Genomic DNA, 14,188 nt, shown 5'->3' on the forward strand with positions numbered 1-14,188 from the left:
CTCAAGTGTGATAATATTTTAATGTTATTGTTTGTAGCACCCGTGCTACTACAACCGCTCTTAAAAGGTTTAAGTATCTGAAAAGATCACCTTATTTAAAGGCGAGTCTGAGTCTAAGAGGAGGTGCAGTAAAATGTACGCAATTATCGAAACTGGTGGGAAACAAATCAAAGTTGAAAAAGGTCAAGAAATTTACATCGAAAAATTAGGTGTGGATGCTGAAGACGTTTTCACATTTGACAAAGTTCTATTTGTAGGTGGAGACAATGTTAAAGTTGGAGTTCCTTTCGTGGAAGGTGCAACAGTTAAAGCGACAGTCGTTAAAAACGGTCGTGGTAAAAAAATCACTGTTTTCAAATACAAAGCGAAAAAGAACTACCGTCGTAAACAAGGTCATCGTCAACCTTATACAAAATTAGTGATTGATGAAATTAACCTGTAAGAAAAAGATGTGGTATTGATGATTCAAGTAACGATTGATCAAGATCAGTCAAAACAAGTTCGTTCTTTTGAAATGAAGGGACATGCTGATTTTGCTGAACATGGAAAAGATTTAGTTTGTGCAGGTGCTTCTGCTGTTTCATTTGGAGCAGTTAATGCCATCATGTCACTTACAAACATTACTCCAGATATTCAGCAAGGACAAGATGGCGGATTTTTCAAAGTCTCGTTCCCGCAAAACCTGGATACAAGAACGAATGAGCAAGTACAATTACTTGTACAAGCAATGATTGTTTCTTTACAAACGATTGAACATGATTATGCACAGCATATAAAAATAACCTTCAAAAAGTAGGAGGTGGAACAGATGATGTTAAGATTAGATCTTCAGTTTTTCGCATCGAAAAAAGGAGTAGGATCGACTCGTAATGGTCGTGACTCTCAATCAAAACGCCTTGGCGCTAAACGCGCTGATGGTCAATTCGTTTCAGGTGGATCAATTTTGTACCGTCAACGCGGAACAAAAATTTATCCTGGTGAAAACGTAGGCCGTGGTGGAGATGACACACTTTTTGCGAAAGTTGACGGAGTAGTACGCTTTGAGCGTTATGGCCGCGACAAGAAAAAAGTTAGTGTATATCCTGTAGCTCAAGAAGCTTAATTCAACAGCCAAAGGACTGCATGTTTGCAGTCCTTTTTCTTTTGCAACAAAACAGGTCTATTTCTTGGTATACTTAAGAAATTAGAAAAGCATAATGGAGAGTGACCTATGACTGAAAAGCCTTTTTCAGTAAACGATGCATTGCGACATGCTCGTCATGATTTCTTAAATCAAATGCAACTTATAAAAATGAATATGGATCTTGCTCGATTGGATGAAGCAAGGGAAGTCATAGCAAGCTATACAGAAAGATGTAAAGTGTTTTATGAGTTATCTAAATTACAACTTCCTAAAACCTCAGAATGGCTTCAAACTGCCAATTGGCGTTTTCCAGGATTTAAAGTTGAAGTCGGCACTGAGATTACAATGCCTTATAAAACTGAAATGGATGTTTCAATTCGAGACAGTTTAGAACTTTTCACTAAATTCTTAGAGCCAAAATTGAATCCATATTTTGAACACGAATTGCGTGTATGGATTGAAAGTACAGAAAATCTATTTAGGTTAACAGTTGAAGCAAATGGGAAATGGGAACTCGGCGACGATTTCTTGATGAAGACCCAAGGCTTAACAATTACTCACGAATGTAAAACGACTGAAAAATGGCGTTTTCATATAGAAGAAAGCAAGGAGGGATAAGCGATGTTTGTCGATCACGTAAAGATATTTATTAAAGGCGGAGATGGCGGAGATGGAATGGTAGCATTCCGTCGCGAAAAATATGTACCAGATGGTGGACCAGCTGGTGGAGATGGTGGCCGTGGAGGAAATGTAATATTCGAAGTCGAAGAAGGCTTACGAACATTAATGGATTTTCGTTATAAGCGACATTTCAAAGCAAACCGTGGAGATCATGGTCAAAGTAAAAACATGCACGGTAGAGGTGCAGATGATTTAATCGTAAAAGTTCCACCAGGTACAGTTGTGATGACTGAAGAAGGTGGTACAGTTTTAGCTGATCTTGTGGAGCATGGACAACAAGCAGTTATTGCTAAAGGTGGCCGCGGTGGTCGTGGAAATTCACGCTTTGCTACACCACAAAATCCAGCACCTGAACTATCTGAAAAAGGTGAACCAGGCGAGGAAATTGAAGTTGTACTTGAACTTAAAGTATTAGCTGATGTCGGCTTAGTTGGATTCCCAAGTGTAGGAAAATCTACATTGTTATCAGTTGTATCTGCTGCAAAACCGAAAATTGCTGCTTACCATTTTACAACCATCGTACCGAATTTGGGAATGGTTGAAACAGAAGATGGAAGAAGCTTTGCGATGGCTGATTTACCTGGTTTAATCGAAGGTGCAAGTGAAGGTGTTGGTCTTGGTCATCAATTCCTGCGTCATATTGAACGTACACGTGTTATCGTGCATGTAATCGATATGTCTGGCCTAGAGGGTAGAGATCCGTATGAAGACTATGTCACAATCAATGATGAATTAAAACAATACAATTTACGATTAACGGAACGTCCTCAACTGATTGTTGCAAATAAAATGGACATGCCTGATTCAGAAGAAAATTTAGCAGAATTCCGTAAAAAACTTCCGGAAGATGTTAAAGTGTTCCCAATTTCAGCGCTATCTCGTAAAGGTTTAAATGAACTTTTATTTGCAATTGCAGATTTACTTGAAGTAACTGGAGAATTCTTGCTTCATGAGATGGCTGATGAAGAATCAGACGCAACTGTAATGTACAAGCACAAAAAAGAAAGCGATGGCTTCGAAGTATCGCGTGATGATGATGGTGCTTTCGTATTAAGTGGTTCATCAATCGAACGCTTATTTAAAATGACTGATTTCTCTCGTGAAGATTCGATCCGTCGATTTGCTCGTCAATTACGTGGAATGGGCGTAGACGAAGCGCTACGTGAACGTGGAGCTGTTGATGGAGATACGGTTCGTTTACTTGAGTTTGAATTTGAATTTATTGAATAGAAGGTGAGGATGGACTAAATGAAAGACGTATCGGAACAACGATATTTTTTAGTGCGTGAGGATGTCCTAACAGAAGCGATGCAAAAAACACTTGATGCAAAGCAACTTTTGCAAAGCGGAGAAGTGGCTTCTATTTGGGATGCTGTTAAACAAGTCGATCTTTCACGCAGTGCTTTTTATAAATATCGCGATGCGGTCTTTCCTTTCCATTCCATTGTAAGGGAACGCATACTAACTGTATTTTTACAGTTAGAAGATCGAAAAGGGACGCTTGCGACCCTTCTACATACGGTGGCAGAAGCCACATGCAATGTTTTAACGATTCATCAAACGATACCTATCCAAGGAAGAGCAAATGTCACGTTATCTCTCGATGTTACGGCAATGTCGATGCAATTGGATGATTTTATTCATCAATTGAAGCGACTAGACTTTGTGGAATCTGCTGAAGTAATTAGTTCTGGAGCATCCTAGTATTCTTTTATAACTTGATAGAGTATGGTGTGTATTATGTAAAGGGGTGTCTTCGATGTCTTCTTCCATTTATGAAACGTGTATCGCTTATTTAGGTCCAGAAGCTTCATTTACTCATCTAGCTACCCAAGAACTATTTATGGATAAATGGTTAATGCCTTTTACAACAATACCTGAGTGTATTGAAGCAGTGGCAAATGGTGAAGTGGAATATGCAGTTGTTCCGCTAGAAAATGCGTTGGAAGGTTCTGTCCCTTTAACGATAGATTATTTGTTCCATGATGTGTCCTTACATGTATCAGCGGAAATTCTTTCACCTATTGAACAGCATTTTATGGTTCATCCATCACAAGTTGAACAAAGCGACTCAATTGAAGCAGTTTATTCCCATCCACATGCTCTAGCACAATGTCATAAATATTTATATTATCGCTTTCGTGGGATCCCATTAGAACAAACAACATCTACGGCAGCTGCTGCTAAGTATGTGTCTGAAAATCCAGAGAAATGTATAGCTGCTATTGGAAATGCTTACGCAGCTAAAAAATATGGATTGACGATCGTTCAAGAAAATATCCACGATTTTCATTTTAATCATACACGGTTTTTTGTATTGTCTAAGAACAATTCAACTTTTGATGTGGATGGTCATGACAATCAACCGAAAACAACCATGATGATTCAACTTCCAGTTGATGATCGTTCTGGAGCACTTCACCAAGTGCTATCAGTGTTCGCTTGGCGACAATTAAATTTAAGTAAAATTGAGTCTAGACCGTTGAAGACGGGACTGGGTCATTATTTCTTTATCATTGATGTTTTAGCAGATGAGGAATCTCCTATGATGAGGGGAGCTAAAGAGGAGCTGCAAGCATTAGGCTGTGAAGTGAAATCTTTAGGAACTTATTATACATACAAAAAGGTGATGAATACCAAATAGGGTATTCATCACCTTTTTTCTATTATTGATCAATCATTGGCAATATATCCTTTTTCACTCATTGCTACGATCGCACGTTCTAAAATGGAAGGTTCAGTCGCGACAATTAAATGTAAATGAATTCCTCCAGTTAATTCAGAAAGGAAACTTGCCCCTGTTTCATTCACTTTCTGCAAAAACAAATCAACTTCATGACGATTTGAAACTTGAATGGAAGCCGTTAAATCGCCGTAAACAGGATGCTCAATCGTCACGTTCTTTACTAAAACACCTGCGTCAACTAAAGTGTAAAGTTCATCTTTTGCGTCCTCTGGTGAATGAATACAAGCAATTTGGCGTTCATACAAAGGACCTTAATTCGAGTTCTCAAAGTACACATAGCCTTGACTTGTCGCGATAATCGGTTCATTTCTAGCTTTTAGTAATGTCATATCCCCAACGATAACTTGTCTGCTCACACCTACAATTTTTGAAAGGTCTGTTCCAGTTAAAGGTGCATCGGATTGCTTCAAAAGCAACAGTAACTCATTGCGTCTAGCCTCGCCTAATAATTTCTTCAAAAAAACCCCGCTCCTAGTTGTGCATAATCAACCCACTAATAATCATAGTTTAACATGAACAGAGTTCGTTTGATGCATGAAATGAAAGTGACCATTTTGTATAGAGCTTCATACGATACATAGATGAAAGGGGGAAGACATGTGCACGTACATGTTGTCCAAAAAGGAGACACACTTTGGAAAATTTCAAGACAATACGGGGTTTCGTTTGACGAAGTAAAACGTCTAAATGCCCATTTGGCAAATCCTGATTATATTGTGCCTGGTATGAAAATTTTTGTTCCGGAAACGGCAAAAACGCAAGAGGTAAAAGAACATCCATACTACGATGGCCGTCCTGTGAAGAGTAAAAAGGAGGAAATGATCTCCCAACCGGCACCAAAAGCCGTGACTCAACCTATTCCAAAAGCTGTCACACAACCAACACCTAAACCGGCGCCAGCACCGATTCCTCAGCCTGTTGCGCCAATCATGCAACAACCGACTCCACAACCTATCCCAATGCCATACCCATATCCATTCTCACAAGATATTTCAATGACGAATATAATGCCTCAAATGATGAACATACCATATGGCTGGATGCCAGTACCTGATATGGATACACAACATATTCCGCAACCAATGCCTAAGAAAACACAAACCATGCCGATTTATACTCCACCAGCAGTTCCAGCACCACCAACACCAGCACCAGCACCAGCACCTATTAAAGGGTGGAAACTACAAGATTCGAGTTCACTTATGGATTCATCATCACTTCACCATCCTGTATTACCAGAACAAGTCCTACCACAGACTCATCCAACCGACGGGTATGTACCATGCGGATGTGGTCACCCTGCATATGTACGACCAATGCCGCCTTGTGGTTGTGGCCATCCACCGATGCCCTATGCAATGGCTGAAATGAATTATGGAGATAATAGCAACGAGTCGAATGGCTTACCTGAACAAACATTAGGCGCATACCAAGAACCAAACATGATGATGGCTCATCATCCATATATGATGGCTCCTCAAATGATGCCATATATGGCTTGCATGCCTTGTCACATGTGCCATGCTCCACATGGACCTTGGGGATATCCTTACCCTGGTCGTCAACGTTAAAAGTGGATAAAGAGAATTTGATTCAACTTAAGCCAAATGTTTGGAAATGGCAAGTTGGAAGACATCAATACTCGTTGAAAAAATATAAAGATGTTGCTGAAGCGGAAAAAATTCGTTTCATTCATCAAAAATTATTAGAAGTGAACCAAACCTATATTTTGCCAATCGAACCTTATTCAGATCAATTAGTTATTCAACAACCCTGGGTAGAAGATGGTGGAAAAGTACAGTTTGATAATTTAAGAGATCGACAAGATTCTCTACGTTTGTTAAATAAATTGCATCGAACTGGTGAACTCATTAAGTGGAAGAGATGTTCCTATTTACATGAAATCGATTTAATCCGAAAATGGGAACATCGCTTGGAGAAGTGGCAATTTGCTACTTCTTTTTTACACATTCATTTAGGAGAGGCAAAAACACGCCAAATATCGAAATACGCGCAGCAAGCCCTTCAGAACATAAAACCTCTCTCATCTGAAAATAAAACATTACTACATGGAGATGTCGTCCATCATAATTTTGTTCGAAATCAAAACGGGCAAATGTATTTAATCGATTTTGACTTAGCTTGTGTAGGTCCAAAAGAAGTTGAATTAATTTTATGGATTCACCGGGTATTACCGCATCTCGACTATAATTTGCAAAAATTAATTTTACAAAATCCTTCACTTAAAACACTTACTGCAAAAGAATTTCACTATTTATTATTTCCAAACGAATTGCTAAGAGAATGGTTATATGCAACGACATTAAGTAATCAGCAATTAAAAACTTTCATTCCAAAATTGAAAATTTTTACGGATAAGACCCTAAAAATGTTGCCAAAATTACAAATAGAAATTAATCAAATGGGCTGATTTAAAAATAGTGGTTAAATCACAACAAAAATGCTAGCTAATCGTGGTATAATAGAGAAATCAGCAACACATTGTTAGCAACATTTTCACTTAGGAGGAATACTCATGACAGAACAAAATCAAACGAATGAAACGGAAGCGCCAAAAAAATTGAGCTTAAAAGAAATTATGAAGCAACAATTAGAAGCGAAAAAGAATAAAAACAACTCAGCGAATTTGACTGGAAACGCAACACAATCCACAAAAAAAATGACGAGTCAACAAACAAAAAAAGTTAGTAATACACGTAGAAAAATGGGTGTCTAACAAATTAAAAATATATTGCATGAAAACCCTGCTCACTCGAGTAGGGTTTTTTATGCTATAAATACCTTACTTTTTAGGGTTTAGAAAGGGAGAGCGTAACACGCATACCCTGGAGCTTTCTTAGACCATTAAGTGCTGAAAATTGCTTGTTCATTTGAAGTACTGATCGCTATCTGGCGGAAAAAATTGCTGTTTTAGAAAATAAACTGAACTAATTGTACATCGACATATTTTCATGCAGAAGAAATACGAATAACTTGATGAATACATACGTTCTCGTATGAATTATGCTATAATCAAGAACGTTGATTGTGAGGAGATTTAACTATGTATGATTATATTAAAGGGGTAGTTACGCGTGTAACACCAGAATATATTACGTTAGAATTGAATGGAATCGGTTGGCAAATTTTCTCGCCAAACCCTTATGCTTTTAGAGTTTCAACTGATGAACAGCAAATATTTACCCATTTAAATGTTCGAGAAGATGCGCAAAATTTGTTTGGGTTTATTTCACTTGAACAACGCGAACTTTTTCGAAAGCTTATTTTGGTTTCAGGTATTGGACCTAAAGGAGCATTAGCCATTTTAGCTAGTGGACAACCTTCTCAAGTTATTCAAGCAATTGAAAGGGAAGACGAGACTTTCTTAGTGAAATTCCCAGGTGTGGGTAAGAAAACTGCTCGACAAATGATTTTGGATTTAAAAGGAAAACTAGGAGACTTGGTTGGAGAAAATGCCTTACCAAGTGGCGAAGATGAGCTTCAATTATTCCCAGATCAATCGGGTAAGCAAGAAATTGATGAAGCACTCTTAGCCTTAGCAGCACTTGGTTATTCAGATAGAGAACTTGCCAAAGTTCGCCCACAATTAGAATCCATTCCTGATTCATTAGAAACTGATGGGTATATGAAAAAAGCACTACAATTGCTATTGAAACAAAGCTAACGAAAGGAGGTCAATAATATGCAAGAACGTGTTATTTCTAGTGATGTATCTGAATTTGATGAACGATTTGAACAGTCATTAAGACCGAAGTATTTATCGCAATACATAGGTCAAGAAAAAGTAAAAAACAATTTAGAAGTATTTGTAGAAGCAGCAAAAATGCGGGAAGAAAGTTTAGACCACGTGTTGTTATATGGACCTCCTGGACTTGGAAAAACAACGCTTGCAGCTGTTATTGCGAATGAAATGAATGTGAACATTCGTATGACAAGTGGTCCTGCAATCGAACGACCGGGAGATTTAGCAGCCATTGTAAGTTCGCTGGAACCCGGTGATGTGTTATTTATTGATGAAATTCATCGATTAAATCGTTCGATTGAAGAAGTGCTTTATCCGGCAATGGAAGATTTTTGTCTGGATATTGTCGTCGGGAAAGGACCATCTGCTAGGTCTGTTCGATTGGATTTGCCACCGTTTACATTAATAGGCGCAACAACTCGAGCAGGGGCTTTATCAGCACCTTTACGCGATCGTTTTGGTGTTTTATTGAGATTAGACTATTATGATCAAAAGGCACTTACTGAAATCGTGACACGAAGTGCCGCTTTATTTGATGCAAATATTGATCTTCCATCGGCTGGAGAAATTGCAAGTCGTTCTCGAGGGACGCCACGAATTGCGAACCGTTTGTTAAAACGAGTTCGAGATTTTGCTCAAGTCCGTGGAAATGGTGACATCACATTGGACTCTGCCAATGATGCGTTAGAATTATTACAAGTTGATCCTTTAGGTTTGGATCACATTGATCATAAATTAATTATTGGAATGATTGAACGGTTTAGAGGTGGACCTGTTGGACTGGATACCATTGCCGCTAGTATTGGCGAAGAATCTACAACGATTGAAGATGTTTATGAGCCCTATTTACTTCAAATCGGTTTCCTTCAGAGAACACCTCGTGGACGCGTGGTCACGAAGAGCGCATATGATCATTTCAAATTCCCTTATTTTGAAGAATAAAGACTAAAAGGATGTAGAATTATGCAAGTAGAAGATTTTGATTTTAATTTACCAGAAGAGTTAATTGCTCAAACCCCTCTTGCCGACCGAACGTCGAGCAAGCTTTTAGTATTGGACAAAGATAGTGGCGAAGTAACACATCATACGTTCAAACATATTATTAATGAGTTCCAAGATGGCGATTGTCTTGTGCTTAATGATACACGGGTACTGCCTGCTCGTTTAATGGGTGTAAAAGAAGATACTGGTGCAAACATAGAAGTTCTTCTTTTAAAGGCTACAGAAGAAGATACATGGGAAACATTAGTTAAACCTGCGAAGCGGATTAAACTAGGAACAGTTGTGTCGTTTGGAGAAGGGTTGCTTCGTGCAACCTGTGTTGGAGAAACGGATCATGGTGGACGAATATTCAAATTTACCTACGAAGGGATTTTTTACGAAATTTTGGATCAGTTAGGGGAAATGCCACTACCTCCATACATTCGTGAAAAATTAGATGATCAAGACCGATATCAAACTGTTTTCGCGAAAGAGCGAGGGTCTGCTGCAGCACCAACTGCAGGACTTCATTTTACAGATCGTCTATTAGATGACATTCGAGCAAAAGGTGTCGAAGTCGTATTTATTACACTGCATGTAGGATTAGGAACTTTTAGACCAGTAAGCGTGGAGTCAATTGACGAGCATGAAATGCATTCAGAATTTTATCGTCTTTCAAAAGAAACAGCTGATACAATTAATCGTGTAAAAAAAGCAGGGGGACGTATTATTTCTGTTGGAACTACGTCAACACGTACATTAGAAACAGTAGCCAACAAATTTAATGGTGAACTGCAAGAGGACAGTGGGTGGACTTCCATCTTTATTTATCCGGGGTATGAATTTAAATGTATAGATGGGTTAATTACGAATTTCCACTTACCTAAATCTACTTTAGTGATGTTAGTAAGTGCTTTAACAACTCGTGACCATATTTTAAAAGCTTATAATCAAGCCATTCAACAACAGTACCGATTTTTTAGTTTTGGAGACGCGATGTTTATTCGCCCATCCCTTAATCAGAAAGGAGTTCGTTCATGACAGCAATAAGATACGAACTAATTAAAACTTGTAAGCAAACAGGAGCACGTTTAGGTATCGTGCATACACCTCACGGATCATTTGAAACGCCAACATTTATGCCGGTGGGAACACAAGCCACGGTAAAAACGATGTCTCCTGAAGAATTAAAAACGATGGAATCAGGCATCATTTTAAGTAACACGTACCATTTATGGTTACGCCCAGGAAATGACATTATTAGAGAAGCTGGTGGCTTACACAAATTTATGAACTGGGATCGTGCTATTTTAACCGATTCAGGCGGTTTCCAAGTGTTCAGTTTAAGTGAATTCCGAAATATTGAAGAAGAAGGCGTTCATTTCCGTAATCATATGAATGGCGATAAACTTTTCTTAAGTCCTGAAAAAGCGATGCAAATTCAAAATGATTTAGGTTCTGATATTATGATGGCATTCGATGAATGTCCACCATTCCCTGCTACTCCTGAATATATGAAAGCAAGTGTTGAACGTACTTCTCGATGGGCAGAAAGATGCTTAGAAGCTCATGCACGTCCAAAAGATCAAGGACTATTTGGTATTGTCCAAGGTGGAGAGTATGAGAACCTTCGCCGTCAAAGTGCAGCTGATTTAGTTTCAATGGATTTCCCAGGCTATGCCATCGGAGGACTATCCGTAGGAGAACCTAAAGATATCATGAATCGTGTGCTTGAATTTACAACTCCATTTTTACCTTCAGATAAGCCTCGATATTTAATGGGTGTTGGCTCGCCAGACTCACTAATCGATGGCGCTATTCGTGGTGTAGATATGTTTGACTGTGTGTTACCAACAAGAATTGCACGTAATGGTACTTTAATGACAAGCAATGGACGTTTAGTTGCTAAAGGGGCTCAATATGCACGTGATTTTGGTCCAATCGATGAAAACTGTGATTGTTATGTATGTCAAAATTATTCAAGAGCTTATATTCGTCATTTAATTAAAGCAGAAGAAACATTTGGTATCCGTTTAACTTCTTATCATAATTTATATTTCTTGATGAATTTAATGAAGCAAGTTAGACAAGCAATACGAGAAGATCGTCTAGGAGATTTCCGAGCAGAGTTCTTTGAACAATACGGTTATAATAAACCTAATGCGAAAAATTTCTGATTCTTGTATACTAAGATAGGGTGTTCTAATAGTCCGCTAAAAATAACCTGTCGTATCTCAAAACCATCTGAAGGTTTCAATAGAGTTCAACATAAAGTTATTTTTAAGTTCTATTCGAACTTGCTTTAATAGAGAGAGGGGGAATTTAGAGAATGGAAACATTACTTGGGTTATCACCAATAATTTTAATGTTCGTTGTGATGTGGTTTTTCATTATCCGACCAGCACAAAAGCGTCAAAAAACGACAGCTTCTATGCAATCAAGCTTAAAACGTGGAGATCGTATCGTCACTGTAGGTGGCCTTCACGGTTTAGTAGATGCAGTTGATGAGTCAACTGTATTCTTAACAGTTGCAGATGGGACACGTCTTCAATTTGAACGTGCAGCTATCGCACGTGTTGTTGATGCATCACCTGTACTTTAATTTATGATAAAAACCTATTTCTCCGTTTTGGAGAAATAGGTTTTTTTGTATAGGTCATTTCCTTTTTCCCCATACTCTTAGGAAAAAGGGGATTCGTCTTTATGAGTGAACTTTTGATTGTTGCTTGGAGAACCATTTTTTTATACATCCTCATTTTAGTCATTTTTAGACTCATGGGGAAACGAGAAGTTGGCGAATTAAGTTTAATGGATTTAGTGATATTTGTTATGATTGCGGAAGTTGCTTCATTCGCCATAGATAATCCGAAACAAAAATTGTTCGAATCAATCATGCCGATGCTTTTGTTACTTGCGATTCAATTAATCACATCATATTGGTCGCTGAAGAGTAAAAAAATTAGGGACTTAATAGATGGTGATCCATCTGTTATTATCCGAAATGGAGAAATAATTGAGACCGAAATGCGTAAACAACGATACAATCTAGATGATTTATTTCAACAACTTCGTGAGCAACAAATTGGCTCAATTCAAAACGTGGACTATGCTTTTTTAGAACCATCAGGTAATTTATCGGTATTTAAGAAAGATGGCGATCATCCTGTGTTGCCTTTAATTGTTGATGGTGATATTCAAGAGAAGCATTTAAACTTAATTCAACAAGACAAACAATGGCTCCTACAAATGCTTAAAGACAGACAAGTGGATGATCCAAACACGGTTTTTTATTGTAGTTATGAAAATGAAAGCTTGTTTTTACAGCTAAAAGAAAAATTTAGGACTTCTTAACAAGTTTTCTCATCATACGAATATCTGTCAACCGAATTTGTCTGAATAAAATCAACCCAATTCCCACCATAACACAAGTAATTAAACTATCTGCAACCCATGGAAGTTCAGCAATGGGCCAGACAAGCGGTCTTAATATCACCGTTGTAATGAATAATAAATATGGGAAAGCAAAAAAGGTGAAGCCAATTCCGGCTTCTTTTTTTTGCCGTAATGTCGCCATATGTAAAAATGAAGTTAAGCATACCCCAAAGCCAATAGCTAAAATAGCTCCTTTTTCCTCTACGCCAGGTTGTGACGCCAATACAAACATCACAAATAATTTGCCTAGTCCACCATAAATCGAATTCATCATAGCTGCTTTTGCTTCGTGCATTGCTTGTAATATGGCATGGAGCGGGCTTTGAATGTAGTAAAAGAAAAACACTGGCGCTAACAAGGCCATATAACCTGATCCTTCATCAATATGAAACAGTACATTTACAATATGTTCACCATGCAAATAAAACACAGTAGCTGCAAAACAGCCGGTAATTGCTGAAACACGCATAGCTAAAGACACACGTTCTTGCAACATATGTTTATTTGACCGTGCACGAGCATCACTAACCGCTGGAACTAAAACAATCGATAACGCATAAGGAATAAATGCCGGGAAAAGTAACAATGGAATGAATACGCCAGAAATCACACCGTATAAACTGGTCGCTGCAACAGCACTAACACCAGCTACAGATAATGCCCGGATAAAAATGATTGGTTCTAAAAACCATGTAAAAGATCCGAATAAACGACTTCCTGCAGAAGGGAGGGCAACTTGTAGAATCGGTTTTGATGGATAGGAATCACTTGCGACTGCCTTCATTTTCTGACGTTTATATTTCATCCATAGGTATAAGAAAGCTACTAATTCTGCAACCAAAGCAAGTAACATAGCTGCTGCTGCTGTTTCAGCAGGTGAATCTTGTATGACGATATAAGGGAGGAACCAGGTCACCAATCCGATTCTTAGAAATTGTTCGATTAACTGTGACCAAGCAGTTTCTTCTACTTTTGCTAAACCTTGAAAATACCCTTTTAAAACACTTGAAAAAGCTGCAATGGGAATGGTGATTAATCCAATGTACAGTGTTTTTTCTATTTCTTCATTTCGTAAAAGTTCTGAAGCTAAAAAAGGAACAAAAAACCACAGGAATGGACCCAAAAAACAAATAGATAAAACTGTCATCTTCCAAACTTTTCTCATTAATGCTTTAATATCACCAAATTTGTCTTTGGCGTAAAGTTCAGCAATAATTTTTGCAACAGCAATAGGCAGACCTAACTGAATGAGAGAGAGAAAAAAGATGAAAGCTGGATAGGCAGCCATATAAATACCGACAGCTTCTTCTCCGGCAATTCGAACAAATTGAATTCGAAACACAAAGCCAAATAACTTAGATAGAAATACAGCCCCCATTAAAACTAAAGTTCCACGAAAAAATGTAGACAATTCTGCCACTTCCTTCTCAAGACACACAAATTCATATACAATATTCGTATG

The 14,188-nt window shown here is 38.1% G+C and carries 17 protein-coding genes, 1 pseudogene and 1 other annotated feature; of the genes and pseudogenes, 16 read left to right on the forward strand and 2 right to left on the reverse strand.

From position 1 onward, the window contains the following. Positions 1-42 precede the first annotated feature (42 nt). Positions 43-119 (forward strand) — a sequence feature (ribosomal protein L21 leader region). A gap of 14 nt (positions 120-133) precedes the next feature. The 7 genes from rplU to pheA all read left to right on the forward strand — a co-directional run bounded on the left by rplU (position 134) and on the right by pheA (position 4,448). After that, positions 134-442: a 50S ribosomal protein L21 gene (gene rplU, locus ACHUE4_RS02005; RefSeq protein WP_394187616.1), complete on the forward strand. Its 309-nt coding sequence runs from the start codon at positions 134-136 to the stop codon at positions 440-442. Between the two features lie 18 nt (positions 443-460). Beyond that, positions 461-796 carry a ribosomal-processing cysteine protease Prp gene (locus ACHUE4_RS02010; protein WP_394187617.1) on the forward strand — a complete coding sequence of 112 codons (336 nt, stop codon included), beginning with the start codon at positions 461-463 and terminating at the stop codon, positions 794-796. 15 nt (positions 797-811) lie between these two features. After that, positions 812-1,102 carry a 50S ribosomal protein L27 gene (rpmA, locus tag ACHUE4_RS02015; protein WP_394187846.1) on the forward strand — a complete coding sequence of 97 codons (291 nt, stop codon included), beginning with the start codon at positions 812-814 and terminating at the stop codon, positions 1,100-1,102. 108 nt (positions 1,103-1,210) lie between these two features. Next, on the forward strand, positions 1,211-1,741 hold the full coding sequence (locus tag ACHUE4_RS02020; protein WP_394187618.1) for a Spo0B domain-containing protein: 531 nt from the start codon (positions 1,211-1,213) through the stop codon (positions 1,739-1,741). A gap of 3 nt (positions 1,742-1,744) precedes the next feature. Continuing rightward, positions 1,745-3,034 carry a GTPase ObgE gene (obgE, locus tag ACHUE4_RS02025; RefSeq protein WP_394187619.1) on the forward strand — a complete coding sequence of 430 codons (1,290 nt, stop codon included), beginning with the start codon at positions 1,745-1,747 and terminating at the stop codon, positions 3,032-3,034. An 18-nt stretch (positions 3,035-3,052) separates the two neighbouring features. After that, on the forward strand, positions 3,053-3,508 hold the full coding sequence (locus tag ACHUE4_RS02030) for an ACT domain-containing protein (RefSeq protein ID WP_394187620.1): 456 nt from the start codon (positions 3,053-3,055) through the stop codon (positions 3,506-3,508). A gap of 55 nt (positions 3,509-3,563) precedes the next feature. Continuing rightward, entirely contained in the window at positions 3,564-4,448 is an 885-nt protein-coding gene (pheA, locus tag ACHUE4_RS02035) for a prephenate dehydratase (RefSeq protein ID WP_394187621.1), read from the forward strand. A 29-nt stretch (positions 4,449-4,477) separates the two neighbouring features. Here the strand turns inward: pheA and ACHUE4_RS02040 are convergent. Beyond that, positions 4,478-5,008: pseudogene (locus ACHUE4_RS02040) on the reverse strand (3H domain-containing protein). 141 nt (positions 5,009-5,149) lie between these two features. Between ACHUE4_RS02040 and ACHUE4_RS02045 the strand changes: the two are divergent. From ACHUE4_RS02045 to ACHUE4_RS02085, 9 genes are all read left to right on the forward strand, one after another. After that, the gene (locus tag ACHUE4_RS02045; protein ID WP_394187622.1) at positions 5,150-6,121 is read left to right on the forward strand and encodes a LysM peptidoglycan-binding domain-containing protein; all 972 of its coding nucleotides are present in this window, start codon (positions 5,150-5,152) and stop codon (positions 6,119-6,121) included. A 17-nt stretch (positions 6,122-6,138) separates the two neighbouring features. Beyond that, on the forward strand, positions 6,139-6,981 hold the full coding sequence (locus ACHUE4_RS02050) for a phosphotransferase (protein ID WP_394187623.1): 843 nt from the start codon (positions 6,139-6,141) through the stop codon (positions 6,979-6,981). Positions 6,982-7,086: 105 nt separating this feature from the next. Beyond that, positions 7,087-7,287 (forward strand): hypothetical protein, encoded by a 201-nt coding sequence (locus ACHUE4_RS02055; RefSeq protein ID WP_394187624.1) that lies wholly within the window; start codon positions 7,087-7,089, stop codon positions 7,285-7,287. Positions 7,288-7,614: 327 nt separating this feature from the next. Then, positions 7,615-8,235: a Holliday junction branch migration protein RuvA gene (gene ruvA, locus ACHUE4_RS02060; protein WP_394187625.1), complete on the forward strand. Its 621-nt coding sequence runs from the start codon at positions 7,615-7,617 to the stop codon at positions 8,233-8,235. Between the two features lie 18 nt (positions 8,236-8,253). Then, positions 8,254-9,255 (forward strand): Holliday junction branch migration DNA helicase RuvB, encoded by a 1,002-nt coding sequence (gene ruvB, locus ACHUE4_RS02065; protein WP_394187626.1) that lies wholly within the window; start codon positions 8,254-8,256, stop codon positions 9,253-9,255. 21 nt (positions 9,256-9,276) lie between these two features. Continuing rightward, a complete protein-coding gene (queA, locus tag ACHUE4_RS02070) occupies positions 9,277-10,335 on the forward strand; it encodes a tRNA preQ1(34) S-adenosylmethionine ribosyltransferase-isomerase QueA (RefSeq protein WP_394187627.1) in 1,059 nt (352 codons plus the stop codon). Further along, positions 10,332-11,471, forward strand: a complete 1,140-nt coding sequence (tgt, locus tag ACHUE4_RS02075; RefSeq protein ID WP_394187628.1) for a tRNA guanosine(34) transglycosylase Tgt — start codon at positions 10,332-10,334, stop codon at positions 11,469-11,471. The genes queA and tgt overlap by 4 nt, the downstream gene beginning before the upstream one ends. A gap of 152 nt (positions 11,472-11,623) precedes the next feature. Beyond that, positions 11,624-11,896 carry a preprotein translocase subunit YajC gene (yajC, locus tag ACHUE4_RS02080; RefSeq protein ID WP_394187629.1) on the forward strand — a complete coding sequence of 91 codons (273 nt, stop codon included), beginning with the start codon at positions 11,624-11,626 and terminating at the stop codon, positions 11,894-11,896. Between the two features lie 101 nt (positions 11,897-11,997). Then, entirely contained in the window at positions 11,998-12,645 is a 648-nt protein-coding gene (locus ACHUE4_RS02085; RefSeq protein ID WP_394187630.1) for a DUF421 domain-containing protein, read from the forward strand. Here ACHUE4_RS02085 and ACHUE4_RS02090 read toward each other — a convergent pair. Further along, the gene (locus ACHUE4_RS02090) at positions 12,632-14,137 is read right to left on the reverse strand and encodes a putative polysaccharide biosynthesis protein (RefSeq protein WP_394187631.1); all 1,506 of its coding nucleotides are present in this window, start codon (positions 14,135-14,137) and stop codon (positions 12,632-12,634) included. The genes ACHUE4_RS02085 and ACHUE4_RS02090 overlap by 14 nt on opposite strands. Positions 14,138-14,188 lie beyond the last annotated feature (51 nt).

The organism is Paenisporosarcina quisquiliarum (assembly GCF_043641925.1).
Classification (GTDB): domain Bacteria; phylum Bacillota; class Bacilli; order Bacillales_A; family Planococcaceae; genus Paenisporosarcina; species Paenisporosarcina quisquiliarum_A.